The sequence below is a fragment of the Caballeronia arvi genome, from assembly GCF_001544695.2.
In the GTDB taxonomy this organism is placed as follows: domain Bacteria; phylum Pseudomonadota; class Gammaproteobacteria; order Burkholderiales; family Burkholderiaceae; genus Caballeronia; species Caballeronia arvi.
The window spans coordinates 12,963-39,716 of record NZ_FCOM02000061.1; the positions used below are offsets into that span (position 1 = coordinate 12,963).

Below are 26,754 nucleotides of genomic sequence, written 5' to 3' on the forward strand. Positions count from 1 at the left end.
ACTAGAGCTCTCCGCGAGCGGCTAACGCCTCGATTCTGTCCGCGGTGCGCAGCGCGATGGCCTGTATGGTCAGGGACGGATTCACCCCACCGACCGTTGGAAAGACAGAGCCATCGCAGATCCAAAGATTGTCAATGTCCCAACTTCTACAGTCAGCGTTCACAACGCTCGTAGCGGGATCGTCTCCCATCCGAGCGGTGCCATTGAGGTGGCAGGTGTCATCGGTTTCCCGCCAGACGTCGCGTGCGCCGGCCGCTTCCAGTGCGAGGCTCATGAAGTCGAGCGAATGAGCGACAAGGCGTTTGTCGTTTTCACACAGTGAGTACGTCACGCGGGCGACGGGCAGTCCATATTGATCTTTTTCGACGTCGAGCGTCACACGGTTGCGCTCTTGCGGCATCGCCTCCCCAACGATCTTGAGCCCCGCCTGGTGGTTGTACTTCTGCATCTCATCGACGAGTTGCTGTCCCCACAGACCTCGGCCGGTTTGCGTCGACGCCCATGCGACGGGCAGCGGCCCCTGGCTCATGTAGCAATAGCCCCCGAAGAAGTCCTTGCCCTTGTCCTCGTAGTTCCAGTGTTCGGTGAGGGCGAGCGACGGCGGACCCTTGTACCAGCGAATCTCTTCGTCCATCGTGCCCCATGCGGCCTGATTCATTTGCACCATCAAATTCTTGCCTACCAGACCGGTGCTGTTGGCGAGGCCATCGGGGAAGCGGTCTGTCGCCGAGTTCAGCAACAGGCGCGGCGTTTCGATCGCGTATCCCGCGACCACGACGTTGCGTGCGCGCTGAAACTGCCAGCGTCCCTCGCGGAAATACTCGACGCCGGTGGCGCGTCCGTCGTCGCCCATAACGATCCGGCCCACCATCGCCAAATCTCGGATCTCAGCGCCGGCGCGCACGGCGCGCGGTATCCAGGTGACGAGCGCGCTCTGCTTGGCGTTGGTGGCGCAGCCTGACACGCAGAATCCGCGATAGACGCACGGATGCGCTTCTCCGCGCGGCGCGGAGACGGTCGCGAGTGGCGTCGGGGCCCAGTCGATGCCGAGCGCTTCGCAGCCGCGCGCGAGCACCAGCGCCGCGGCGTTCAACTCATGCGCGCGATACGGGTATCGCGGACGCTTGGGTCCCCAAGGATAGTTCACCGGCCCAGATATCTTCAGTGCCTCTTCGACTTCTCCGTAATAGCGCCACATCTCGCGCCAGTCGATCGGCCAGTCCGCACCATAGCCGAGAAGCAACCGTGATTTGAACCATTCCGGGCGAAAGCGCAGGGAGACCATAGCGAAGTGAACGGTGCTGCCGCCGACCGCCTTGCCGCTATTGTTGTTGCCGAGCTTGAGCGGATTCTCGCCGTCGCAGACGCGCTCGTCGGTCCAGAAGAGCTTGCCCTGATGCGTCTCATCGGATGCGAATTCTTCGAGCGGACGCCACCACGCGCCGGCATCGAACGCGACGACCTTGAAGCCTTTCTCTGCGAGACGACAGGCAAGCGTGCCGCCACCCGCGCCGGTGCCGACAATCGCAAAGTCCACTGCTTCGTCCTGCGGATACTCGCGCATCGGAATCCATGCGCCGGGATGGAACACGTCGGGCGCGCGGCCATTCTTGCCGCGCGGGACGTGCTGCGCATCATGTGGCAATTCAGCGGACACGGCGGTTCTCACTCTGCGCAGCATCCTCGTGACCGGGTGTCGCTTCAGCGGCTTCCCACGGGTCGCGGCGGTTGGCGACCATACGGACATAGCCGCGCGGATTAGCCGGGCCGCCGAAGCCGATCTCGCTCCACACCTGTGGGTGCGCGTAGTACATCCCGCAGATATCATGCAGCACGCGTTCCGCAAAGAAGACGGCGCTCGGCATCCCTTCCCATTCGGTGCGGTCGAGCTTGCCTTGCTGCATGTCGATCAAAAGTGCATGGCGCGCGTCATCATCGATGCTTGCGAACGGCAGTTCGTGACGCGCACGGCTTTCGGCGTCCAGCGCGCGAAGGCCGATGCGCCACGCATCGCGCATCGGTGGCAAGCGAGCGTCGCGATAGCCGTCGCCTGTGTTCTTCTCAAGGCGCGCGTCGACGAGCGCGGCGACGGGCACGGTGGGCCGTTGTTGATTACGCGACACGATGCACGCGCACAGCGCGCAGAGTGCGCGCCACTGGACAACATCGAAGAAGTGCGGGTCGTCGGGGGTCGTAAGCCGTTCGTCGATGACATTTCGCGTGACCTCGTCCCATGACGGCGTGTCGCGCTTGGTCATCACGTCATAGCCGGGATAGCGGGGCAGGTGTTTCATTTCTTCTCCGTCTCGCGAAGACGCAGCGCCGCGAGTCCCGCGAGAGCGAGCGCCGAAAAGCTGGGTGGTGCAGGCAATGGCGGACCGTTGAACAGATTCTGGCTCCAGTTATGCCAGCCGCCCCGCGCGCGGGCGACGCCGCGTGCATGAAAGCCGACACCGATAAAGCCGAGCGCCGTCGTCAGGCGCAGCCACAGCCGCGTGAACCAGTGCTCACGCGGACGGCTAAGCGCGGTGTTGATGAGCAGGGCCGATGCAACGGGCGGAACGACGATCGGCGAGTACATCGCCGGGTTCTGGAACGCGCCGCGAAAATGCAGCAGCGCGACTTCGCCGAGCGTGCCGAGCAGTCCGGCACTGGTGACGAGCGCGAGTGCCTGTCCTGCGGGCATGCCGAAAAGACGCGGCTCGTGGGCCGGTTCGTCGAGCAGCCGTTCGGAGACCGCCCCCAGCGCACCGGAGAGGAGCAACGCCATCGGCGCGCCGATCGGCGCAGCATAGAAGAGGTTGTGCCAGCTCCAGCCGCCGGGGCGCTTCGTGATGTTGTACAGATGAAACCCGGTACCGGCGACACCGGCAAGCGCAGCACTGACATAGATCCCATCCCGCACGCGGTGGCGTGCCGGCTCGTGATCGGAGCCACCATGAAGGCCGGCGAATAATGAGAGTGTCGAGACGACGAGCGGCGTGTACATCGCGGGATTATCGAAGGAGCCCCGATAGTGCTCCATCGCGCTGTCCGTCAGTACAGACAACGCGAGCAGCGCCGAGCTGCGGTGGAACGTGCGCGCCGTATCGATGTGCGTCTGCGCCAGCGAGCGCTGCGCCTTCTGTCCGCCAAGCCGCACGAGCGCGAGTCCCGTCGCAGCGATCCCGCAGCCGATGGCAATGTCGATTGTTCTGGTTTGCGTCATGTTCTTCGATTCGTTTTGTTCAATCGTTCGCCGCGGTTTTTAAACGGCATACCGGTGCGCATCCGCATGCTTGAAGTCGAGGCCGCAACCGGGCCTTGACCAATCCGGCGAGATGGCGCCGTCGCGCGCGCACGGTGCGCCATCGAAAAGCATCGACTCGATGCGCACGTGATCGTGGAACCATTCCTGATGCCGAAGACGCGGCGCGGCGCAGGCCACGTGTAAATGCAGCGCGGGCGCACAGTGCGCTGAGAGCGGTATATGGAACGCGTCGCAAAGCGTCGCCGCCCGTAGGAAGCCGGTGATGCCACCGCATCGCGTGGCATCGGCCTGAACGACGTCCACGGCATTGTTCGCAAGCAATCGGAGCGAGTCGTCGAGCGAGTAGCTGTATTCACCCGCAGCTAGCTCCATATGCGCGGGCAACGCGTTACGCAACGATGCGAGCCCGCCAATATTGTCCGATGACACCGGTTCTTCGAACCACTCGACGCCGTTTCGCGCGAACTGCTCGGCATAGAAAAGCGCTTGCTTTCGATCCAACGCCCCGTTTGCGTCGACGAAGAGCCCGGCGCCGTCCCCAATGGCTTCGCGCGCGACCGATACGCGGTGCGGATCACGCGATGGCTGCGTGCCGACCTTGATTTTGACCCAGCGGCAGCCCTCTTCATGCACCCAGCCAGCGAGCTGATCGCGAATCTGGTCGTCCGTATAGGTCGTGAAGCCGCCGCTACCGTAAAGTGGAACTTCGCTGCGAACGGCGCCTAATAGACGCGCGAGGGGCATGTCGAGCAGCCGTGCCTTCACGTCCCACAGTGCGCAGTCGAGGGCCGAAATCGCGCATGCCGCGATACCTGAGCGGCCGATGTTGCGCACGCGCTGCTGCATGCGTATCCACAGCGCGTCGACGTTCCACGCGTCTTCGCCGACGAGCGTTGGGGTGAGCGTCGACTCGATGAAGGCGGCCGTAGTCGCGTCGGTATACGTATAGCCGATGCCCGTCTTGCCCGCCGCAGTGACTTCCACAACGACAAGCGTCGTGGATTGCCAGGCGAAAGTACCATCGGCTTCTGGCCGGTCTGTCGGGATGGTGTAGGCGCGGGCCCGAATCGCTTCGACCGGCGCCTCCCGTTTTGTGAGGTGCATGGCGAAGACCCCGGTTAGTTGTCCTTATGCCCAGGCAGCACCGCACCCAGCACCTGTTTCGCGGTATCAACGATGATGTTGCCTTCGTCCGGATCTCCTTCGAAGAGCGTCGTGGCGAACGCTTTCGCCTGTTGCAGGGTAATGTGCGGCGGCAGCGGTGGAATGTTGGGATCGGCTTTCACCTCGATGACAACGGGGCGGTCTGAGCCCAGCGCGTCCTCCCACGCTGCGCCCATGCGCTCGGCCTGGTCGACATAGAGACCCCGCAGCCCAATCAATTCGGCAAAGCGGTGGTATGGCACCGACGGAATGTCTTGCGACGCCTCAAACTTCGGGTCGCCGTTCATCACGCGCTGTTCCCACGTAACCTGATTCAGGTCGTCATTGTGCAGCACCATGCATATCCAGCGCGGATCGGACCATTGCTTCCAGTACTTCGCGACCGTGATCAATTCCGCCATGTTGTTCATCTGCATCGCGCCATCACCGACCAGTGCGATAACTGGCCGCTCGGGATGCGCGAATTTCGCCGAGATCGCATAGGGGACGGCCGCGCCCATGGACGCGAGTCCCCCGGAGAGCGAGCACATCATGCCACGCTTGACTTTGAGGTCGCGCGCGTACCAGTTTGCGCATGATCCAGAGTCACTGGTTACGATGGCGTTCGGCGGCACGCGCGGCGATAGCTCCCATACCGTGCGCTGCGGGTTGACGCCGGTTGTTCCCGACGCTAGCGCACGCTTCTCAAGTTTCTTCCACCAGTCAGTCATCCAGCCTTCGATACCCTCCTGCCATGCGCGATCCGCCTTGTGTTCGAGCAGTGGCAAAAGCGCGCGCAATGTCTCCGCGCTGTCGCCAACGAGATTAACTTCCATCGGATACCGGATAGACAGCATGTCGGGCTTGATGTCGATCTGTACCCCGCGCGCCGCACCTTCCTTCGGGAGGAACTCCGAGTAAGGAAAGCCCGAGCCGATCATCAGCAACGTGTCACATTCGGTCATCAGCTTATAGCTTGGCTCCGTGCCGAGCAGACCAATTGAGCCGGTCACGTAAGGCAGATCGTCGGGCAGCGCGGCTTTGCCCAGGAGTGCTTTTGCGACGCCTGCGCCAAGTTTCTCCGCCACCGCGATCACTTCATCGGTCGCCTGCAATGCGCCCGCGCCGACCAGGATTGCCACCTTCTTGCCCGCGTTGAGGACTTCGGCGGCGCGTTGAAGATCATCAGCATAGGGGATCGTCTTGGGCGCGCGATAACCTACCCCCGAATGCAGGGTTCCGTGCTTGCGCGGCGGCGGCTCGTATTTGAGTTCCTGCAAATCATTTGGAAACACGAGTGCCGCGACCTTTCGCTCGCCTAGCGCAGTGCGGATGGCCCGATCAACAAGATGACGAACCTGCGCGGGCACACTTGCTTGTTGGATGAAAGCGCCCGCGACGTCCTTGAACATCGACTGAAGGTCGACTTCCTGTTGATAATGGCCACCGAGCGACGCGCGGGCTTGTTGACCGGCGATGGCAAGAACGGGCATGTGATCCAGTCGCGCGTCGTAAAGACCTGCAAGGAGGTGGGCTGCACCGGGTCCGGATGTCGCCAGACACACGCCGAGCTCGCCAGTGAACTTCGCGTGCGCTGAAGCCATGAAGGCGGCCATTTCCTCATGCCGCGTCTGAATGAATTCGATCTTGCCTTCTGCGCGGTTCAACGCCCCAAGGATGCCGTTGATGCCATCTCCCGGATACCCAAAGATGCGGCGCACGCCCCATGCGTGCAAGCGGCCGACCAGGAAGTCGCCGACAGTAGTGGACATAGTTTGCTCCCAGGTTGCAGCGAGGAGGGTAGTGACTATGGTTATAGTCGATATATCACAACGTGATGCAATGACTGTGCCGCGCTGTGGGACTGGCTAACGGTTCGTCTACATGAGGGTAACGGTTAGGTCTCTGCGAGTAGCCGCTCGAACTCGCTGACGTGGTCCAGATGTAGGGCGGCGAGCTTATACAGGCACCGCTCGCCCTTACGGGTGACATGCACCTGCGCATGCCGGCGATCTTTGTCGCCGACCTTACGCGCGACGAGTTGCGCGCGCTCGCCGCGAGAGACCCATGCACCGGTGCCATTAGAGGCGGCCTGCAGACGCTCGGCGAGCGCCCGACCGTCGCCCGGGAGCGTCCCGACATGCCGTGCACGTGACGTAGCAGGGAATATTGAAACGGGGTGATCCCGGCTAACTGCGTTATCTATTCCGGGTGAGTAGCGCAGGAACGTTCTGAAGACATACCGAAAGTGCGAGACGCGCTCCAGATCCTTTTTTCGTGGGCATGACTCGCCGTACACCTCCCTGTCAATCATTCATCACCGGGGCCTATCGTGCTCGTTCAGGATTTGTCCATACCGCCGCCGGTTCCAGTCCGGCGATCAGCTCGAGCAGACCGCAGAAAACTTTTCAAGCGTTTGAAGAAATATCACACTGTGATACATATCCTTGCAAATGAACTCGTGAAGGCGCGCGGTGGTTTGTTGCGGTCATCGAGGACTGGAATAAGCGTTGCTCTAGGCAGCGCACGCCGAAGCAACGTCATTGAAGCATCAGCGGGCGCAGCAAGAGCGCTCAATGCATTTCGGTGTTTTTTGGTCCGGGCGTTCTTAGGAGATAGCGTGGTGTTAGTGCGCCGTGTTTTCGCGCCGGTTGTGCAGGTTGGAGCCTTGCTCGCCATGGCGCTCTTTCATCTAGGTGCCCTAGCCGCCGGAGCGTCGCCACGTGAGGCTGACTCGCTGACGGCTGCGTCGACGCCGCTCGCGTATTTTCTGCGCAGCAAGGGGCCCGCCGCACAGCCAGTCGTTTATCTCGGATGGACGCTTACGATCATATGCCTGCTCGTGTGCGTCATCATCGCCGGAATGCTTCTCATCGGCATGTTTCGACGTAGGAAGCCGCAGGACGCGCGAGCGCTCGTCTCCGAAGGAGGATTGCGTTTGGTGTACGTCGGCTCGGTGCTCTCGACCATCGCGCTTTTCGGCATCGCCGTCTATATGCTCTCCGTGCTCGCGGAGGTTGCCGACCCTTCAGAGACGCCGCGTTCGACCGTGACGGTCACCGCCTACGACTGGTGGTGGAAAGTCGACTATGGGGACGGCGAACGCCACTTCTCAACCGCCAACGAGTTGCACATCCCGTCCGGCGTGCCCGTGCTCGTCTTGCTGAAAAGCGCCGACGTGATTCACGCGTTCTGGGTGCCCGAACTGGCGGGTAAAACGCAGACGATTCCTGGTACCACGAACCGGCAGTGGATCCAGGCGGACCACCCCGGCATTTTTCGAGGCCAATGCACGCAATACTGCGGCGTGCAGCACGCCCACATGGCGTTCGAGGTGTACGCGCAGCCGCAGACTGACTATGACCGCTGGTACGCCGCGCAGATGGGGGCAGCACCCGCACCGTCGACAGCGCAAGCGATCCGAGGAAGGAAGCTCTTCGAAGAACGCTGCGCGGGATGCCATACGGTTCGCGGAAGCAAGGCGAACGGGGTTCAGGCGCCGGATCTCACCCACGTATTGTCGCGTCGGCTGCTTGCGGCAGGAAGCGTCGTCAATACACCAGAGAACCTGATCGACTGGATTCAGCACGCCCAGGAAATCAAGCCCGGCACGCTAATGCCTGACATGAAGCTCTCGGCCGCTGAAGCGGGCGATTTGTCGGCCTACCTCGCCACTCTTAAGTAAGGAATAGACGATGGCCGCCATCGGTGATCGAAGCGCTGCGCAGGCCCATCGGGTCGCGTTCCGACGTGAGCCTGAATTTGGCAGCGTGCCCGAGGGGTCGGAGGCCGAGAAGCGCCTGCGTGAAATCTGGGAAGGCGATTCGGGCTGGCGCGGTTTCATTACTACCGTCGATCACAAAAAGATCGGCTTGCGCTATATCGTGACTGCATTTCTGTTCCTTCTGCTGGGCGGACTTGAAGCGCTTGTTATGCGTCTGCAGCTTGCGCAGCCGAACCAATCACTGGTGACGCCTGGCCAGTTCGCCGAGCTTTTCACGATGCACGGCATCACGATGATTTTCCTGTATGCGCTTCCGGTGCTCAGCGGCTTCTCGAATTTCCTTTGGCCGCTCATGTTGGGCTCTCGCGATATGGCGTTTCCCCGTCTGAACGCGCTTTCGTACTGGGTCTTTCTCTTTGCCGGCATCTTCCTTTACGGCAGCTTTCCGTTCGGGCAGGCGCCCAACGCCGGCTGGTTCAACTATGTGCCACTTTCATCGCTGGAGTACAGCCGTGGAATAAATATCGACGTCTATTCCCTCGGTATGGTGCTGCTCGGCATCTCGACGACCGTTGGGGCAGTGAATTTTGTGGTCACGCTTTTTCGCATGCGTGCGGTCGGCATGTCGGTGGACCGGCTGCCGATTATCGTCTGGGGCACGCTGACTATTTCGTTCGCGAACCTTTTTGCCGTGCCGTCGGTGAGTCTGGCGTTCCTGCTGCTGTGGATGGACCGCAATATTGGTACGCATTTCTTCGACGTGGCGAGCGACGGCCGGCCGCTGCTCTGGCAACACTTGTTCTGGATGTTCGCGCATCCGTGGGTCTACGTCGTGGTCCTGCCGGCTATGGGCATCGTCTCGGATGCCCTGCCGACCTTCTGCCGTCGTCCCCTCGTCGCTTATGCGGCGGTGGCAATGGCGACCGTCGGTACGATGATCGTTGGCTTCGAAGTGTGGATCCATCACATGTTCGCAACCGGGATCACGCCCCTGGCACTGGCCTTCTTTGGCGCGGCAAGCATGCTCATTTCGATTCCAAGCGCGGTCGCCGTGTTTGCATGGGTCGCGACGATCTGGACTGGACGACCCGTCTTCGCCGTACCGTTCCTCTATTTCGCGAGTTTTGTGCTGATGTTCGTCATCGGCGGCGTCTCCGGCGTGATGACGGCCGCAGTGCCGCTCGACTGGCAGCTTACCGATACCTACTTCGTCGTCGCGCATCTGCATTATGTGCTGCTAGGGATCAACGTTTTTCCCGTCTTCGGCGGAATCACCTACTGGTTTCCAAAATTCACCGGACGGATGATGAATGAACGATGGGGCAAGATCGCGTTCTGGATCATCCTCGTGGGGTTCAATCTTGGCTTTTTCCCGATGCACATCTCGGGTTTGCTCGGCATGCCTCGGCGCATCTACACCTATCCTGAAGGCATGGGATGGGATACGTCGAACCTGATCACGACGATCGGTTCGTTCATTTTTGCGTTAGGCGTTCTGCTCTTTGTGGCAAACGCGCTCGTCTCTGCACGCCGCGGACGCGAAGCGCCGAAGAACCCGTGGGACGCGCCAGGGCTCGAATGGTCGACCGAGTCGCCTCCGGCGCCGTACAACTTTGCGGTTTTGCCGGTGATCGAATCGCGGCATCCGATGTGGGAGAATCGCCTGCAGCCGAAGGGGCGGCAGTCGAGTCTTTCATCAGGATACTTGCTTCACCGAGGGCGCGAGGCGCTTGGAGTACACCCTTTCAGCGGCAGCCCCGATGTCATTCTCAAGATGCCCGAGGATGCCTGGTCGCCATTCTTTCTCGGATTCTTTGGCGCGCTTGTTTTCGTCGGCGTGTTGCTGCGCTCGCCGTCTTTTACCTTGGTGGCCCTCGCGGCGGCAGGCGCAACGCTCATCGCGTGGATGTGGCCGCGGCGCGCGCTCGCGCAGCGCGAGCCTCCCGGACCAGCGCAGACCGTTCCCGCGAACACTGGCAGAAGCAAGGACGCCCTGCCGGTCGGAAGTGCAGGCGAGCACTCGGGGGGATGGTGGGGCGTGCTGGCACTCGTCGCAACGGAAGCGAGTCTTTTCGGTTATTTGATCTTCTGCTACTTCTACTCACAGTCGCAGACGACTCTCCCGTGGCCGCCGGAGGGCATGCCGAAAATCGGCACAGGTGCGCTGAGCACCGGCACACTCATCTTGAGCAGCGTGTTCGCGTGGCTCTCCGAGCGAACGCTTAAAAGAAGTAAGCGATGGCCGGCTTTCGGCTGGATGTTGGTCGCTATTGCGCTGGGCGTGACGTTCGCTGGCATGCAGTGGAAGGAGTGGCACGACCATCCCTACGGCATTACCGCTCATCTCTACGGCTCCCTCTACTTCACTATCACGGGCTTTCATATGGCCCACGTCGCCGTTGGACTGGTCATTCTTGTTCTACTCGCGGTCTGGATCGCGTTAGGGTATTTCGACGCGGAACGCAACGCACCGATGCGCATCGGCGGCCTCTATTGGCACTTCGTCGACGTCGTCTGGCTATTCATCTTTACGTCGTTGTATGTGACGCCGTTCTGGATGCGAGGCCACTGATGCAAACGCCCGTCTCCGCGGAGAAGTCTGCGCTCACCCAAAGCGAGAAGCGCCGGCTTGGGCTATGTGCGAGTGCTGGCTTTTTCTTCGCGCCCGGCGCATGGCTGCTTCAAGTGATGGTCTCTGAGACGATCTCCGCCCAAGCCTGCTCGGCTGGATCGATCCCGCGTGTCAAACCTGTCTTTCCGAATCTCGATGGATGGTTGTATGGAACGTCGATCGCTGCCTTCGCCGTCACGGCGATATGCGCCGCACTGGCCGTGTACGGCTTCGTGTTCTTAAGGCGCAAGGAAAAGCAGGTCAAAGAACAGCGTTCGGATGCAGAGTCGTCCGAGGAGCCGTCGCGCGCTGAGGAGGAGGTGAGTCGTAAGCGCTTCATTGCACTGTGCAGCGCGCTGATCGGCTGCGGATTTGTCGTCGGGCTGGTGTTCACGGTCCTTGCCGAAGTGTTTTTCCAATCTTGTAGCCAGTGGCATTGACATGAACGCGATCAGAACTCGAAACTGGCTTGTCAGTGCGCTCATGATTGTGGCGTTGAGCGCATGTGGCGAACGGTCGACGGATCGCTTATCGGATAGCATCAGGGGCCAGTCACCGTTGACGACCGACCCGAAGCTGATTGCTCGGGGTGAATATCTTGCAAAAGCCGGCGACTGTAGTGCATGCCACGACGCCGCGGATCACACGCCGTTGGGCGGTGGCATGCCGGTCAACTCGCCGTTTGGTCCGATCTATGCAAGCAACATCACACCGGACCCGGTGTTCGGTATTGGCCACTATAGCTTGCGAGATTTCGCCGACGCCCTGCGCGTGGGTAAGCGCCGTGACGGCAAGCGGCTTTATCCGGCAATGCCATATCCGTCGCTCGCGAACATGACGGACGATGACGTGAGCGCGCTATACGCTTATCTGATGCACGGCGTCGCACCGGCCGCCAAGCGTGCGCCCGAAACGCACTTGCCGTTTCCGTTCAATCAACGTTGGGGCATGCTGTTCTGGAGTCTCGCGTTCGGCAATCACGACCGGTACCAAAAAAATACCAAACAAACCGCGCAGTGGAACCGAGGCGCGTATCTAGTACAAGGGCTTGGACACTGCGGTGCATGTCACACGCCGAGAGGCCCCGCTTACAACGAACTCGGCTATAGCGAAGCGTCACCCTGGTATCTGACAGGTGGGGTCAACGATCACTGGCTCGCGCCAAACTTGACCGGCGACCCAGGAAGCGGGCTTGGGCGCTGGTCTGCCGACGACATCGTCAAATTCCTGCAAACCGGCCACGGCGCGGGTGCCATCGCGTTTGGCGCAATGGCCCCCGTTGTTGAGGAGAGCACGCAGCATCTGTCCGACGCGGATCTTCAGGCGATCGCGGTATATTTGAAATCACTTCCCGCACAACAGACTTACGGCAGTTTCGCGAACAACGCGCACGCCCAAGTGCAAACCGCGCTAAGCATCCGGACCGGTGAAGTTGAGCGCCCTGGCGCCGGTGTGTATCTATCCTTCTGCGCGCGGTGCCACCAGGCGGACGGACGAGGTCAGCCCGGAAAAGTCGCGGCACTAGCGGCCAATCCGCTGGTGCTGGCCGAAGACCCGACCTCAGTAATGCGCATCGTGATCGAAGGCAGCAAAAGCCCAAAAACGGATACGGGACCCGCGCCTCAGAAGATGCCCGGTTTTCACGGCAAGCTGACGTCCGCGGAGATCGCTCAGGTAGTGAGCTTCATCCGCGGCGCATGGGGCAATCATGCTGCGCCTGTCTCAGATCAGGAAGTTGAGCGACTGCGATCGGCCATCCATCAGTAACCCGGCGAGCAGGAAGCGCGACGAGCCGAGCCCCGATCAGAAAAGCAAGGTGTGCGCCTTCCTTTGTGTAACGGAGGGACGCGGACCGGTGAAGGCGGGCGATGTGCCACACGGAGGGTCACACCAATGGTCGTAGCAATCTTTGTCGCCACGTGTGGGCTCATCATCGTCCACTTGTTTGGAGCGCGACTCAGGTTTCTCGAGGGCACGCCACGGAGTATTTGGCTATCTGCGGCTGGTGGCATATCCGTCTCTTACGTCTTTGTCCACTTGCTTCCGGAGCTGGCTGCGGGCCAAGAAATCATTCGCAAGTCGGTCAGCGGTATCTTCAAAGCGTTGGACCAGCATGTCTATCTAATGGCCCTGTCTGGGCTCGTGGTCTTCTACGGTTTGGAGCGAGCGGCAAAACAATCCCACGTTGAGCACGATGCGGCTTCCACTGAAACCACGTCAGACACCGGGATCTTTTGGTTTCATATGACCTCGTTCGCGATCTACAACGTCCTCATCGGATACCTGCTGGCGAACAACTTCCGCTCGATCAGGCCGCTCATAATTTTCTTCGTTGCCATGGCACTCCATTTCCTCGTCACGGATTTCGGGCTGAGCAAGGAATTCAAGCGAACCTACATTTCGGTAGGTCGCTGGCTTGTTTCGGCGGCGATCGTCGTCGGCGTTGTCATCGGCATCTTTATCAGAATACCTGATGTCGCAACAAGCGCCCTCGTTGCGATCCTGGCTGGCGGCGTCATTCTGAACGTGCTGAAAGAGGAGCTGCCCGAAGACCGCCGAAGCCGGTTCACTCCGTTCTTGTTCGGTGCGGCTGCGTATGCGGCGCTCTTACTCAGCTTCTAGAAACTGAGGGTGGACTGCTGTCGCGACACATCAAGGCGAGACGACGGTGGTGGCGGAATAGGTTTTGCTAAATGTCACGTCATGATATTTCTCCGGAGCCCGCGGTCATGAGCAATAACAGTAAGAGTTCATCCTATCCTTTTGCCTCCGGCGGCTGGGGTTCGCTGAAATCCGTGGCCACGATCCTGATGCAGGAAAAAGTCCCACTCAAGGACAGCGCAATATTGCTGAAACAGAACAAGCCGGACGGCTTCATGTGCGTGAGCTGTTCGTGGGCCAAGCCGGCGGACCCTCATACATTCGAGTTCTGCGAAAGCGGGGCAAAAGCCACTGCGTGGGACACCACGTCCAAGCGCATGACGCCGGCGTTCTTCGAGTTGAACACTGTCACGTCGCTTTTGAACTGGCACGACCACGATCTGGAAGAGGCGGGCCGTCTGACCGCGCCCATGCGGTACGACGCGGCCTCGGATAGTTATGTGGAAGTGAGCTGGGAGGATGCCTTCGCGGAAATCGGCCGGGAACTGAATGCGATGGATCCCGAGCAGGTCGTCTTCTACACATCGGGGCGCGCTTCGCTCGAGACGGCTTACATGTATCAGTTGTTCGCGCGGATGTACGGCTGCAATAACCTGCCCGACAGCTCGAACATGTGCCATGAAAGTTCGAGCGTTGGACTGAAGGAAGCGATCGGTGTCGGCGTGGGCACCATCACACTCGACGACTTCGAAAAGACCGACCTGATGTTCTTCTTCGGTCAGAATGTGGGCACGAACAGCCCGCGCATGCTTCACCACCTTCAGGACGCGCGCAAACGAGGCGTGCCCATCATCACCTTCAACCCGCTGCGCGAACCGGGACTCGTTTCCTTCGCCAACCCGCAGTCGCCGGTGCAAATGCTGACGCCTGCCGAGACGCAGATCAGCACGCAGTATCACCAGGTCAAGACGGGGGGCGACACGGCCGCCATCCTCGGCATCTGCAAGGCCGTGATCGAGGCCGACGATCAGGCGAAGGGGCAAGGCCTGCCGCGCGTGATCGACGTAGCGTTCATCGAAGAACATACGAGCGGCTTCGATGCATTTGCCGCATGCGCCCGCGAAACCGAGTGGAGCGAAATAGAACGCATCAGCGGTCTCGGACGCGCCGCGCTGGGCGATGCCGCCGCCGAGTACATGCGCGCGAATGCCGTGATGGCTCACTACGGCATGGGACTGACGCAGCATCGCCTTGGCGTGCAAAACGTACGCATGCTTTGCAATCTGCTCTTGTTGCGCGGCAACGTCGGCAAGCCGGGCGCAGGTCCTTCGCCAATCCGCGGACACTCCAATGTGCAGGGCCAACGCACCGTGGGCATCACGGAGAAGCCGGAACTCGCGCCGCTCGATCAACTCGCAAAACAGTTTTCATTTGAGCCGCCGAGGAAAAAAGGCATGAACACGATCGAGGCGTTCGAAGGCATCGTCAAGGGAGAAGTCAAAGCCGTGGTCAACCTGGGCGGCAATCTCGTGCGTTCCGTACCAGATCGATTGCAGACGGAGCCGGCGTGGGGTCGCCTGCGTCTGACGGTCAACGTGGCAACCAAACTCAATCGGAGTCATCTGGTGCACGGCGAAGTGTCGTACGTTTTGCCGTGTCTGAGTCGCATCGAGTTCCACCGCACGCCGATGGGCGAGCAGGCCGTATCCATGGAAGACAGCACCGGCTGCATGCACGGTTCGAAGGGCGTCACGGAGCCTGCGAGCGAGAAGGCGCGCTCCGAGCAGTTCATCGTCGCAGGCATTGCGAAGGCCACGCTCGGGTCGCGCTCCACCGTCGATTGGGATGCGTGGCGAAACGACTTCGCGCTCGTGCGTAACGAAATCGCAAAGACCTATCCCGAGATTTTTCACGACTTCAACGCACGCATGTGGGAACCCGGCGGCTTTCACCGGCCGCTTCCGGCGCGGCGTCGGCAATGGAAAACGAAATCGGGAAAAGCGGAGTTCATGGCGCCGGAGTCGCTGGGAGAAGACCCGGACATGCCCCAGAAGACGCCCGATGCGCTGCGCCTCATGACCTTGCGCAGCGACAGCCAGTTCAATACGACCATCTATAACATTGACGACCGTTTCCGGGGCGTAAAGGGCACGCGCATGGTCATCCTGATGAACAAGGCTGACATGCAGAAGCGTCAACTTCAGGAAGGGCAGAAGGTGACCTTGCAGACGATCGCTGACGACGGCATCGACCGGCGTCTCGAGGGTCTCGAGATCAAAGCTTATGAAGTGCCCGAAGGCTGCATCGGCGGCTACTATCCTGAGTGCAACGTGCTTCTGCCGCTTTGGCACTATGCGAAGGAAAGCAAGGTGCCGGGCGCGAAGTCGATTCCGGTGCGGATCGTTTGACTGTCGACGCGGATGGGGTCCGCCTTTGCCGGCACGACGCACCGGAGCGCCTTCTTAGGTACGCGCGTAGTGCTGCACAGCCCCTTCACTGAGCTATGGGCTCGCCGCCCGGCCGACGTCGAAGTGAGCGGCGGTCCGCTGCCCGAGACCGGCTGGGAGGTACGTTGAATTGCTGAACTGTCCTCTACGGCTTCTCAGACTGCGTCAGACCTGTGCATGCGATCGCCATGGCGAGCAAGACGTTTGCGCAAAGCGTCGATCTGTTCGAGTAGATCGAGCGCGAGCGCCACGCCTGGTGCGTTCACTTCCAGATCTTTCGTCAGTCTTTGCGCGGTAATGGCGCGGCGCAGGCAAGTTCCGCTAAATCGCCATTCTTCCATGCGCGCGCCTCGCGGCTCAAAGGCGCCTTCTTCGACCCATCGGACGAAATCATCGCTCGACGCGCCCGTGATACGGCAAAGTTCAATCAGCGTGAACTCGATGTGTTCCTCGACGATTTCGCCTCGAAGGCAAGAAGGATCGTTTTCGTTCATGGCGGATCACCCGTAATAATGCGCGCGCGGATCGAAATTGAACGCCTCGCGCATCGCAACGTAGGCGGCTTTCTTGGCGTCGGTGTCTGCGGCAGGCAGCAAGATGTTCAGCATCACGTAGAAATCGCCGGAGGGATTGCCGGGAATTCCGCGGCCCCGGAGCCTGAGACGCCGGCCGGCTGACGACCCCGCCGGGACGGTCACGGTGACCTGCCCGGAAGGCGTGGGAACGACGACTTCGGCGCCGAGCGCGGCTTCCCACGGTGCGAGAGGAAGATCCGTGGTCACGTCGCGCCCCTCGACGCGATACCGTTTGTGCTCGTCCAGCGTAATCTCGAGATACAGGTCGCCGCGCGGTGCGTTGCCGACGCCCATGCCGCCCTGGCCCGCGAGCCGCAGCCGCTGGCCATCCAGCATGCCTTTGGGTATCGCGACATCGAGCGTGCGCGTTTGATATGTCACGTGTCCTTGGTCGTCGATCACGGGCATCTCCACCGAGAAGGTACGCTGCGCGCCGTTGTACAGGTCTTCGAGACTGACGGACACCTTCGCGTGGAGATCTTCGCCGGGCCACTTGGGCGCATCGGAGCGAGATGCATGTCGCGCGCGCGGGCCGAACAAGTCGCTGAAAAAGTCATTGACGTCCTGCGAGTCGTGGCCGCCGCTGTATGCAAAATCTTCGCCGACATCCGGACGCGTGCGGAGCTCGTCGCCGTCCTTGTAACCGGTGCCGAGCGCGTCGAATGCCGCGCGCTTCTCCGGATCCTTGAGAACCTGCCAGGCCTCGCCGACCTCCTTGAAGCGCGCTTCGGCATCGGCGTCCTTGTTGAGGTCCGGATGAAACTTGCGTGCGAGCTTGCGATGAGCGGTCTTGATCTCCGCTTCGTTAGCCGTTCGCGGAACGCCCATGACGGCGTAATAGTCCTTGTATTTCATCGTTTCCCGTTTTGTCCGATCATCGACTCAGGGCAGACGTGCGGTGCTCCGGGGCGCCCCGATCACTTACTACTATACAACGGGCGAGCACGCGATCAGGTAACGTTCCTCATGTTGCTGTCTCAAGTTGCTTAACAATCGCGCGCCGGTTTTTCATGGGCCACCTCGTGTTCTTTCGGAAGCGAAACTGCGCGCTGAGCCATCTATACAAGACGTCCGTTCGCCTCGCTGACGTTCCTCTGTGGAACAAACTCTGAACTGTGCGCCGCCGGACCCATCCGCCTGCCGCGGGCCGCTTCAGGTCCGCCCGATTTCTGGTGATCGGAGCAAGCGACGACCCAACAATTCGACGCTGCACACTGCATCTTCGTCGAAGCCTGGAACGCGCAACAGTATTTCCGACGGAAGCGGCGGCTACGCTCTACGGTCAGGCCTGCCACGAGACCTTGAAGATGCCGATCGCAAAGGGGACGCCCGATCCACACAGATGTACTTACGGCTTTAAAGCGACTTTGGCTTTACGATCGGATTGGTTCGATCTCAAACGCGTCATCAGGCGGGATATCGGCGTTCTGTGTCCCGGTTCCACGCCATGCGCAACGCGGCAAGCAGCGCGCTCTGAACGGTGGCGCCTTCGTAGCCGCTCGGGTAGCCTCTAGATTTTCGCTTCGTCGTCTCTCGATGACGCGAAGAGCGGCGAAAGCAAAATCGCCGCTGCCGATCGCGATTGTCCTATGCCCACGTTAAAACATGCTTACATGTGCCTATCGGGATCAAACTTGGCGTGACAGATACGCAAACTCCGCAGTGACATTCGCGACCGTCGGCGCGAATCGTGCTGATCAACGTGCAGCAGTAACAAACATGATGGCGTGCGCCCCTCTTTGATTCAGCTAGCGCGGAGAAACAAGCATGTTCTGGGAGAAGAAACTGACGCGGTGGGTTGAGCACGTGCGCGCTGGGGCAGATCTCCCCGCGCGGCTTGTGCTGTGGGATGGACAGCAGCACGATTTCGGAAAGTTCGCCGCCCCTCACGTGACGCTGCATGTGAAGAGCGCGACCGCGCTGCCATACCTACTTGAACCGAGCCTCGACAATCTCGGCGAAGCCTACGTGAAGGGCAAGATCGATATCGAAGGCGAGCTCACCGACATCATCAACGCCACCAGCTCGCGAAGAGCACCGTGACGAGTGCGGGCAAGCTCGCCCGCTTGCGACGCTACGCTTTCGGCTGTGGCTCGACAAGAACATGGTGTACTCCTGCGCGTACTTCGAGAACGGCGACGAAGACATCGACACCGCGCAGCTTAAAAAAATCGATCACATCCTCACCAAGATTCAGGTGCAGCCGGGCCACACGCTGCTGGATATCGGCTGTGGCTGGGGCGCGCTCGTGATCCGCGCGGCGCAAAAATTCGGCGGGAAGTGCGTGGGCGTCACGCTTTCGGAGAACCAGTTCGAACTCGCCACCGAGCGCGTGAAGACGGCGGGTCTTAAAGACAAGATCGAGATCCGGCTGCAGGACTATCGCGACATTCCCGGGCAGTTCGACCGCATCACGAGCGTCGGAATGTGCGAGCGCGTCGGGTGCAAGAATCTGCCGGCCTATTTCGGGAAAATTCACGAGTTGCTCGTCGATGACGGCATCGCGATGAATCACGGCATAACGTCGTCGGATGCGGACAGCGGCGAGACCTCGTTCGGCGGCGGCGAGTTCATCGACAAGTACGTGTTCCCCGATGGCGAACTGCCGCACATCAGGGTCGCGCTCGAATCGATGCAGCGCGACGGGCTGGAAGCGATCGACGTTGAGAGCCTGCGCCGGCATTACGCACATACGCTGAGCATCTGGGCTGAAAGGTTCGAGGCGAACGCGGAGCAAGCGAAATAACTCGTCGATGATGAGCACTTCCGCATATGGCGCGTCTATCTCGCGGGATGCTCGTACGCATTCGAGAACGACGACGTGTCCATCTATCAGGTGATCTGCCACAAGGCGGGGCGCAGCTCGAAGACCCTGCCGTGGTCGCGCCGGTATATCTATGAGAATGCGCTCTGAACGAAACGCGTAGGAGGAGATCGAGGCGTCCGACGCAGGCACATTTTCTCCCTGCTCAAATCGCATCTTGTTATCCCGCGCGTCGACGTCAGGGACGCATGGTTTCTTCCCCGGCCCCGATGGCAGCATGACGCACCTCACTGCCGCGCGTTTTCCGCTCACGGCGCAAGTACGTTCCACATGGCGGGGGGTTCCGGCTGCGTGTAGCGCGCCTGAACCAGTCTTGTGATCGCTGTCAGGCTGTCTTTGGCCGACAACTGCTCACCGCGCTCGATGGCGAATGTTTCGTCGCAAGCTCCACATCGCCAATAACGTCGCGGAACTAGGTCGAGTCATCGCCTCGGCGCAGATGAAACTGCCACGTTTTCTCATCCACGCCTTGCGCGAGTTCGTGTGCGCAAGGCGAGCTGGTTCTCCGGGCCGCGGAAATAGAGCTGCGTTCAGGGATCAGCATGCCTTCCACGTATTTGCGAACATGGTGCCGTCGTTGGGTCCGAGCCGGCTCGACACGGACGATGCGCGGTTCGTGCTGCTTTCGCGCCGCCACACGAGCGCTTGGCCCTTTGTCAGCTGGAAGGTCGCGGCTCTCTCAAAGATGTGGCGCAACCCGAGCAATCCTGGCTGGGGGATTTCATTCCGCCTGAAGATCAGCAATTTGTGAGCAAGGCCGTTCACCACGCGATTCAGAGAAAGACCATCTTCCAGCTCGAGCATCGGGTGCGGCGACTGGACGGCGGTTGTGGCTGGGTTCTCTCGAGGTCCGTCCCCATGCTGGAGGCAGCCGGCGACATCTATGGATGGGTCGGGGCGACGAGTGACAACACGGAAAGCAAAGAAGCCGAGGAAAGGCTGAAGGACGCCGACAGGCGTAAGGACAAGTTCCTCGCAATGCTGGCGCATGAGCTGCGAAACCCGGGCCCCGATCGGGGCGGCAGCGGAGCTCCTGCAGGTGCCGAATGTACCCGCTGGGCGAGTGCGCCAGACGAGTCAAATCGTCGGCCGTCAGGTCGCACATATGAGCCAACTGGTCGATGATCTGTTCGATGTATCCCGGGTGGCGAGAGGTCTCGCCACGCTTGACAAGGCCTCTCAGGACATCGGACGCGTCCTCATGGACGCCGTCGAGCAGGCCGCGCCCATTATCAGGACCAGACGGCATCACCTCGAATTGCACCTGCCGCCGGACACGACCATTGTTCGGCACGGCGCTTCACACTTGACAAGATGCATGAGGAGACAAAGCTTTGATTGGGAGGCAGCGCACATCGTCGTGGCTGGATCGGCATCGATCTGGTGCTGGGGTTCCGGTAAAAAACGGTTCGATAGAAACGAACGATCGCTTTAAGCGATTGCGATTCAACGTTAACCCCGATTACTGGTACTTACAGTGCATGTTTTAATCATTTCCTGAAAGGGCGGAGAGACGCTCAGTTCTTAAAAATACTAATTCTCCGCCGTCAGCTACAAAATAGCTTTCAACCCCAAGCGCAAAATTATTATGGGATGCATCGTCGCCGGTGTTGCAACGTTCATTGCAATACCTGGCCTATACAGAAATTACGCTCGCGACGGTCGTCGCGCGTTTCCGACGCGGCTGGAGAGAGCGTGCGGCTGGTCATGAGAAGGCTCACGGCACAGATGTATCTGGTAATCGATAGGACACGATCGGTGTCGAGGTCGTGGCGCAGACATAAAATCTACCAGTATCAAACCACCGGGCTGCATGCAGCTGGACAAGTCGTCGCCACGCTTCATCAATCGCATGTCGAAAAGGAAACGCTTCGAGATTTTAAGTTAAAGGCGAAAGCGGACGTTTAACGGGCCATCTTGAAAACGGCTCGAGTGTTCGCGTTGTCGAGACGATACAGGATCATCGTAACGATGACTCTGGAGAATCTCTTTAGTCAATGTCGCCACTCCATGCAGCTCAGTCGCGGCGTCGAGCGCGCGGCGGCTTCGACATGGACAAAATACCGGAGAAGCAAATGGCAACTGGCACCGTGAAATGGTTCAACGACGCAAAAGGCTTCGGTTTCATCACACTGGACGACGGTGGTGAAGATTCGTTCGCGCACTTCTCTGAGGTGAAGATCGACGGCTTCAAGACGCTGCAAGAAAACCAGAAGGTCGGCTTCGATGTGAAGCAGGGTGCGAAGGGCAAACAAGCCGCTAATATCCAGCCTTTGTAATGCAGTCGCCCCGACGGCGCACCAGGCAACCTGTTGGGCGATTGACCAACGGCGATAACGGGCGAGGGGGCGTCACGATTTGAAGGTCGACCGTCTGTGAACGAACAAAGAGTGAGGCGTGATCCGGAAGGAACGCGCCGAAGAATCGTCGACGCCGCGACTGAGCAGTTCGCGAAGTTAGGGCTCGCTGGCGCACGTGTCGACGCGATTGCCAATGAGGCAGGCACGAATGAGCGGATGCTCTACTATTACTTCGGAAGCAAGGAGGGAATGTACATCGCCGTGCTCGAAGCAATGTACGCGCAGTTCGCCGAGCGAGAAGGGCGTCTCGACTTGTCCGGCATGGAGCCGGCAAACGCTATTCGAAAACTGGCCAAGTCGATCTGGGCACACCTTCGAGAGAACCCACAATGGCTGAGTCTCGTCAACAACGAGAATCTGCATGAAGGGCGATACCTCGATCGGTCGAGCAGCTTGCGTGCGACGATCTCCCCGGTGATCGAGGTACTCCGCTCAACGTTGTAGCGCGGTGTAGCAATAGGGCACTTTCGTCGAGGCATCGATCCACTGGATTTCTACGTGACGTTGGTCGGTCTCGGGTATTACATCATCTCGAACCGTTTCACCATCGAAGCGTTCACAGGCCGGAATTACGCGGAGCCAAGTTATCAGAGGTCGATAGCCATGATGCATCTCGAAATGGTGCTTTCGTATTTGCGCCCCGGCTCGTCTGAAACGAATGAGCGCTCGCCCGATACTGAGCAATAGAGTGTCTGATAGCTCCCGCGAGCCTTTCTTAACAACAGCAATCTTCCTATGAGCAGGCCAGCCACGCAGACAACGGAGATTGTCGACTGACAATGCGTAGGCTGGGCGCCAAGCCGAACTACCCCCATATACTGTTCATGACGTATCGTTTCCCTGACACGAGACGGGTCCTCGATGCCCGCGATTCGGACTCAGTGTTGTCCCACAGCAGCGTACCGGAAAAGACCGAGTCGATCGTTGACCCACAAGCACACCTCACGCTGAGTAGCCTCGCCGGGCGGTTGGCTGGGTCACGGCGCGCGCTGTTGCGTCGCGTGGTGGCTATGCCCTCGACGCAGTGCGGGTCGATCGAGTGGGCAGGCAAACGCAGGCTGATGCGGTATTTTTCCTATATGGTCTCGGAGGTATGCGAAGCGCTGCTACGCGCTGACCGCTCTGATGTGCCGACGGACAACGAGCGTGGCGCATTCCCCGGAGGACTGCTGCCGAGAGAGTGTCGGGTGACGGATCTGTTTCGCAACATTGAACAAGTGCAGCGTTGCCTGAAGGAGGAGATCCGCGCGTACTTTGCTCCCGTTTCCGCGACGGTCGATGTTCACATGCTGGCTCACGAGATCGTCGAGCGCACGTTCCGGGCGATCATCGAAGCTGCGATCGAGGCTCAGTTGCAACGACAGGCTGTGGAGGTGTCAACCGCCCAAGACGGTTTGCAAAAGGCGCTGGGCGCGCTTCAGCACACCGAGGAGCGGTTGCGCGTCGCCACAAGTGCTGCTGGCATCGGCATCTTCGAATGGCGTGGCGCGTCGCGTTCAGGTGTGTGGGAGAACCGCCAGATGTACAGGATCACCGGGCAGCCGGAGGAGCAAGGTCCGCTGACCGCGGAACAGTTCATGGCGCTTGTGCATCCGGACGACGTCGATTTGCTGCTATCTCATTTCAGGTCTCGACTGGTCTCGGCGCATCCCGTCCATGTAGCGTTCCGCCTGAGCCGGGTGGCGGACGGTGCGCTTAGGACCGTAGAGATGTTCGGCCACTTCCGTCCGCTCGTTGAACAGGACGATTACATATTCATTGGGAGCCTCTGCGACGTAACTGAGAGGGCTGATGCGGAAGCGAAGTTAAAGGACGGGGAACGCCGTAAGGACATCTTCTTGGCAACGCTCGCGCATGAACTGCGCAACCCACTGGCGCCTGTACGCAACGCGGCGCACCTCTTGGGTCACGGAGCCGGGGACGATCCGGCGAAGCGGGAATGGTTGCGCAACGTGATCGAACGTCAGACTGGACACCTGGCGCATCTGATCGATGACTTGCTGGATGTATCGCGGATCACAACGGGTAAGATCGAATTGCGGCGCGAGGTATTCGACATCCGGCGAGCGCTGGACCATGCACTCGAAATGACCGCCCAGACTGCGCTGCAGCGTCATCAGGACGTCGTGCGGCTGTCGCTGGAAGAGCCTGCCTACATCGACGGCGATCCGTCTCGAATCATCCAGATCTTTTCGAATCTTCTGGATAACGCCATCAAATATACGGACCAAGGAGGTCGAGTCACGGTTCGCGCGGCGATTGTCGAGTGCGAAGTGCGCGTTACCATATCGGATACCGGCACAGGCATCACGGGCGATGCGCTTCCCCATGTATTCGATCTGTTCGTGCAAGGATCAGGCCACGGTGAACACTCGAGGGGCGGTCTCGGTATTGGGTTGTCGGTATGCAAGACGCTGACGGAAATGCACGGCGGGACGATTGTCGCCAGGAGCGAGGGCCGGGGCAGGGGAAGTGAGTTCGAAATACGTCTACCGATCTGCGACGCCAACACGCAAGAGGCGATGCCCGGACTTGAGGGAGAGGCTCGCTCCTCCCTTCGATTGCCGATCCTCATTGTCGACGACAATGTGGATGTCGCAGTGTCGCTTGCGATGATTCTGGACGAGCATGATGTGCGCACCGCGCACAGCGGGGAAGAGGCTCTTCAGATTACGGCAGCCTTTGAACCACGGTTAGTCTTCCTTGACCTCGGTCTACCGGACATTAGCGGCTACGAGGTCGCGCGCCGTCTGAGACAGCAACAAAGTGTCGATCAGCATCTTGAGATCGTCGCCGTATCTGGTTACGGCCAGCCGGAGGACAAGGCGCGCTCTGCGAGCGCGGGATGCGACAGCCATTTGATTAAACCTGTCGATGTTGAAGCCTTGCTTGCGATCGTGACGCGAATCGCAACTCTTTCGAAGGTCGATCCTAAGCACGTTTCATCGCACGGCGGTCGCCGAGCGTAACCCTTACGAATGCAACTAATGGTCGGGCCTTTACAAAGCCCTAAAACGACCGTCTGCGCTGCTTTCATGTGACCCGATTTTTAGTTTTGCCGAGTCGCGGCAGTCCATGTCGAAGCATCCGGCTTGTGAGCGCATATTTTTCGAACAGTTGCCAAGTGCTTGGAGGTGTTCTTCTGGCTCCCGCCCGATGCGGACGAAGCCCGAATGGTGAGAGCGTTCGGGGACGGGTTCCCTCGCATTGAAGCGGTCGCGCAACGTGCGGCAAGGCGCATGGGACGTTCTTCCCGTGCCACTCGAGGACGAAGCTGAGCGTCTGTTTATCTGCAGAGATCTGCGCTTCTGGCACAAGTACTTTCATGAACGGTATTGCGATGACTGGATGAAGAGCAAAGGGCACTGCGTGGCGAGGGGTCGGGCGCGACGCTATTAATGTTCACCAGTCTACCTTTGCTTCGGTTTCTTGATGACGTCGATCATCGTCGACGTGCAGGTAGATACTCGTGGTGCTCAGCGATGCGTGCCCCAGATTATCGCGAACTATGCGTAGATCTACCTTGCTGTCGGCCATGTGGGAACCGGCGCTGTGTCTGTTAGATCGCTGGGTAGATAAAGCAGAGATTTTTTTGGTTGGCGATCGCGGCTACTGACGCGTGAACAGGCCGATCGGGCCCAGTCCGCGATCGGTAATCAAAAAAATGTTTGTGCTAAACCGCACCGCAGGCGTCTGCTTTTATGGGCATTGAATGGACGGCGCGGTAATTCGCGACACCCGGCGCGGGGACATCGCAGGCCGGAAGCGGGCAGTCTGGCAGAGTCGGTCGCGCGAAATCAGCGAGAATGTGTGGCGCGACAATCTGGATGAGAGACGCGCAACAAACAAGATGAGAATGTCGCGGCGAGATTCATGATGCCGATCTTGATTGACCTTCAGCACTGTACTGCTGTCCATTTGAGCAATCGATATGCCTCGATAACCGTGCGCGTAAAGCTTTGTCGCGGACCGGCCGGGGTGCTTACGCCATTGCCTGACGGCACTGAGCGTTGCGCGCTTGCATGGCCTCGGTCACCTCGCGAAAATGCTGCACCGTGCGCGTGAGCCCGTCATCGAGCGCCGTCGTAGGCATCCACCCCAACACCTCACGCGCCATCGAAATATCCGGCTGACGATGCCACGGATCATCCATCGGCAGAGGCTTGAACACGATCTCCGACGACGACCCCGTCAGCTCGATGATGCGCCGCGCGATATCGAGCATCGACAGCTCGTGCGGGTTCCCCAGATTCACCGGCCCGATAACTTCCTCGGGCGTGTTCATCAGGCGGATGAACGCATCGATCATGTCGTCGACATAGCAGAACGAGCGCGTCTGCCTGCCCTCGCCATACACGGTGATCGGCTCGCCGGAAAGCGCCTGCATCACGAAGTTGGACACCACGCGCCCATCCGACGGATGCATGCGCGGCCCATACGTGTTGAAGATACGGGCGATTTTGATCGACAGGCCATGCTGCCGCCGATAATCCATGAAGAGCGTTTCCGCGCAGCGCTTGCCTTCGTCATAACACGATCGAGGACCGATCGGATTCACGTTGCCCCAATACGCTTCCTGCTGCGGATGCACGTGCGCATCGCCGTACACTTCGCTCGTCGATGCCTGAAAGATGCGCGCCTGAACGCGCTTCGCAAGCCCGAGCATGTTGATCGCGCCGTGCACGCTCGTCTTCGTCGTCTGCACGGGATCGTGCTGGTAATGAATCGGCGAAGCAGGGCACGCGAGGTTATAAATCTCGTCGACTTCCACATAAAGCGGAAACGTCACGTCGTGACGCATCAGTTCGAAGTTCGGGCTATCGAGGAGATGCGCGATGTTATCCTTCGTGCCGGTGTAAAAGTTATCGACGCACAGCACGTCATGACCCAGCGCGAGCAGCCGCTCGCACAGATGCGAGCCGAGAAACCCCGCTCCGCCCGTCACCAGAATCCGCTTTCTATACGCTTCTCTCATGTCGTGATGTCCTGTCGGTTTGGTCCGCTAGCTGCACACATAGCGCAACGCCTCGTCCCAGTCGCGCGCAAAGCGGTCGATATGAAAGCGTTCGAGCGCGGTCCGCCGCGCGCCTTCGCCGAGGCGCCGCGCTTCGGCGGGATCGCGCAGCAGGTGCTGCATCGCGCCGATGAGCGCCTGCGTATCCGTATGGATGAAGCCGCTTTCGCCGTTGCGAATCACGGTCGATAGCTCGGTCGTCGCA

The 26,754-nt window shown here is 60.0% G+C and carries 20 protein-coding genes and 3 pseudogenes; 13 read left to right on the forward strand and 10 right to left on the reverse strand.

Features of this window, described 5'->3' with window-relative positions:
• Position 1 precedes the first annotated feature (1 nt).
• From AWB74_RS36605 to AWB74_RS36625, 5 genes are read right to left on the reverse strand one after another with little or no spacing between them, the layout of a single operon-like run.
• Positions 2 to 1,645, reverse strand: a complete 1,644-nt coding sequence (locus AWB74_RS36605) for a GMC family oxidoreductase (protein ID WP_087039394.1) — start codon at positions 1,643 to 1,645, stop codon at positions 2 to 4.
• 1 nt (position 1,646) lies between these two features.
• Positions 1,647 to 2,294 (reverse strand): gluconate 2-dehydrogenase subunit 3 family protein, encoded by a 648-nt coding sequence (locus AWB74_RS36610; RefSeq protein WP_061151496.1) that lies wholly within the window; start codon positions 2,292 to 2,294, stop codon positions 1,647 to 1,649.
• Positions 2,291 to 3,208, reverse strand: coding sequence for a hypothetical protein (locus AWB74_RS36615; RefSeq protein WP_061151497.1), 918 nt, complete (start codon positions 3,206 to 3,208; stop codon positions 2,291 to 2,293). The genes AWB74_RS36610 and AWB74_RS36615 overlap by 4 nt, the downstream gene beginning before the upstream one ends.
• Positions 3,209 to 3,247: 39 nt before the next feature.
• Positions 3,248 to 4,354: an enolase C-terminal domain-like protein gene (locus AWB74_RS36620; RefSeq protein WP_061151498.1), complete on the reverse strand. Its 1,107-nt coding sequence runs from the start codon at positions 4,352 to 4,354 to the stop codon at positions 3,248 to 3,250.
• A 14-nt stretch (positions 4,355 to 4,368) separates the two neighbouring features.
• Positions 4,369 to 6,165 carry a thiamine pyrophosphate-requiring protein gene (locus tag AWB74_RS36625; RefSeq protein WP_061151499.1) on the reverse strand — a complete coding sequence of 599 codons (1,797 nt, stop codon included), beginning with the start codon at positions 6,163 to 6,165 and terminating at the stop codon, positions 4,369 to 4,371.
• A gap of 857 nt (positions 6,166 to 7,022) precedes the next feature.
• Between AWB74_RS36625 and coxB the strand changes: the two genes are divergently transcribed.
• The 6 genes from coxB to AWB74_RS36660 all read left to right on the forward strand — a co-directional run bounded on the left by coxB (position 7,023) and on the right by AWB74_RS36660 (position 15,737).
• A complete protein-coding gene (gene coxB / locus AWB74_RS36635) occupies positions 7,023 to 8,078 on the forward strand; it encodes a cytochrome c oxidase subunit II (protein ID WP_061151511.1) in 1,056 nt (351 codons plus the stop codon).
• A gap of 10 nt (positions 8,079 to 8,088) precedes the next feature.
• Positions 8,089 to 10,689: a cytochrome c oxidase subunit I gene (ctaD, locus tag AWB74_RS36640; protein ID WP_061151500.1), complete on the forward strand. Its 2,601-nt coding sequence runs from the start codon at positions 8,089 to 8,091 to the stop codon at positions 10,687 to 10,689.
• The gene (locus AWB74_RS36645) at positions 10,689 to 11,168 is read left to right on the forward strand and encodes a hypothetical protein (RefSeq protein ID WP_061151501.1); all 480 of its coding nucleotides are present in this window, start codon (positions 10,689 to 10,691) and stop codon (positions 11,166 to 11,168) included. Before ctaD ends, AWB74_RS36645 begins: the two co-directional genes overlap by 1 nt.
• A gap of 1 nt (position 11,169) precedes the next feature.
• Positions 11,170 to 12,495: a c-type cytochrome gene (locus AWB74_RS36650; protein WP_061151502.1), complete on the forward strand. Its 1,326-nt coding sequence runs from the start codon at positions 11,170 to 11,172 to the stop codon at positions 12,493 to 12,495.
• Between the two features lie 126 nt (positions 12,496 to 12,621).
• Positions 12,622 to 13,350 (forward strand): hypothetical protein, encoded by a 729-nt coding sequence (locus AWB74_RS36655; protein WP_061151503.1) that lies wholly within the window; start codon positions 12,622 to 12,624, stop codon positions 13,348 to 13,350.
• A 107-nt stretch (positions 13,351 to 13,457) separates the two neighbouring features.
• Positions 13,458 to 15,737, forward strand: a complete 2,280-nt coding sequence (locus AWB74_RS36660) for an FdhF/YdeP family oxidoreductase (RefSeq protein WP_061151504.1) — start codon at positions 13,458 to 13,460, stop codon at positions 15,735 to 15,737.
• A gap of 194 nt (positions 15,738 to 15,931) precedes the next feature.
• On the opposite strand, the gene AWB74_RS36665 is transcribed toward AWB74_RS36660, so the two are convergent.
• Both AWB74_RS36665 and AWB74_RS36670 read right to left on the reverse strand, forming a co-directional pair.
• Positions 15,932 to 16,270 carry a chaperone modulator CbpM gene (locus AWB74_RS36665; protein WP_061151505.1) on the reverse strand — a complete coding sequence of 113 codons (339 nt, stop codon included), beginning with the start codon at positions 16,268 to 16,270 and terminating at the stop codon, positions 15,932 to 15,934.
• Between the two features lie 6 nt (positions 16,271 to 16,276).
• Positions 16,277 to 17,206, reverse strand: a complete 930-nt coding sequence (locus AWB74_RS36670) for a DnaJ C-terminal domain-containing protein (RefSeq protein ID WP_061151506.1) — start codon at positions 17,204 to 17,206, stop codon at positions 16,277 to 16,279.
• A gap of 912 nt (positions 17,207 to 18,118) precedes the next feature.
• Between AWB74_RS36670 and AWB74_RS36675 the strand changes: the two are divergent.
• The 7 genes and pseudogenes from AWB74_RS36675 (at position 18,119) to AWB74_RS36700 (ending at position 24,504) form a co-directional block, all read left to right on the forward strand.
• A pseudogene (locus AWB74_RS36675) lies at positions 18,119 to 19,265 on the forward strand (class I SAM-dependent methyltransferase).
• Positions 19,266 to 19,545: 280 nt separating this feature from the next.
• A complete protein-coding gene (locus tag AWB74_RS46585) occupies positions 19,546 to 19,926 on the forward strand; it encodes a hypothetical protein (protein ID WP_160110353.1) in 381 nt (126 codons plus the stop codon).
• Positions 19,923 to 20,300 (forward strand): hypothetical protein, encoded by a 378-nt coding sequence (locus AWB74_RS48755; RefSeq protein WP_407642516.1) that lies wholly within the window; start codon positions 19,923 to 19,925, stop codon positions 20,298 to 20,300. The genes AWB74_RS46585 and AWB74_RS48755 overlap by 4 nt, the downstream gene beginning before the upstream one ends.
• Positions 20,281 to 20,610 carry an ATP-binding protein gene (locus tag AWB74_RS47020; protein ID WP_087039396.1) on the forward strand — a complete coding sequence of 110 codons (330 nt, stop codon included), beginning with the start codon at positions 20,281 to 20,283 and terminating at the stop codon, positions 20,608 to 20,610. The genes AWB74_RS48755 and AWB74_RS47020 overlap by 20 nt, the downstream gene beginning before the upstream one ends.
• Before the next feature lie 640 nt (positions 20,611 to 21,250).
• Positions 21,251 to 21,454 (forward strand): cold-shock protein, encoded by a 204-nt coding sequence (locus AWB74_RS36690; protein WP_061151509.1) that lies wholly within the window; start codon positions 21,251 to 21,253, stop codon positions 21,452 to 21,454.
• A 96-nt stretch (positions 21,455 to 21,550) separates the two neighbouring features.
• Positions 21,551 to 22,222, forward strand: a pseudogene (locus tag AWB74_RS36695) (TetR/AcrR family transcriptional regulator).
• A 197-nt stretch (positions 22,223 to 22,419) separates the two neighbouring features.
• Positions 22,420 to 24,504, forward strand: a complete 2,085-nt coding sequence (locus tag AWB74_RS36700; protein ID WP_061151512.1) for a hybrid sensor histidine kinase/response regulator — start codon at positions 22,420 to 22,422, stop codon at positions 24,502 to 24,504.
• Positions 24,505 to 24,937: 433 nt separating this feature from the next.
• On the opposite strand, the pseudogene AWB74_RS36705 reads toward AWB74_RS36700, so the two are convergent.
• The 3 genes and pseudogenes from AWB74_RS36705 to AWB74_RS36715 all read right to left on the reverse strand — a co-directional run.
• Positions 24,938 to 25,093: pseudogene (locus tag AWB74_RS36705) on the reverse strand (tyrosine-type recombinase/integrase); the annotation flags it as partial.
• Between the two features lie 424 nt (positions 25,094 to 25,517).
• On the reverse strand, positions 25,518 to 26,510 hold the full coding sequence (locus AWB74_RS36710) for a UDP-glucuronic acid decarboxylase family protein (RefSeq protein WP_061151510.1): 993 nt from the start codon (positions 26,508 to 26,510) through the stop codon (positions 25,518 to 25,520).
• A gap of 27 nt (positions 26,511 to 26,537) precedes the next feature.
• A partial coding sequence (locus AWB74_RS36715) for a glycosyltransferase (RefSeq protein ID WP_143749392.1) occupies positions 26,538 to 26,754 on the reverse strand: 217 nt, incomplete at its 5' end.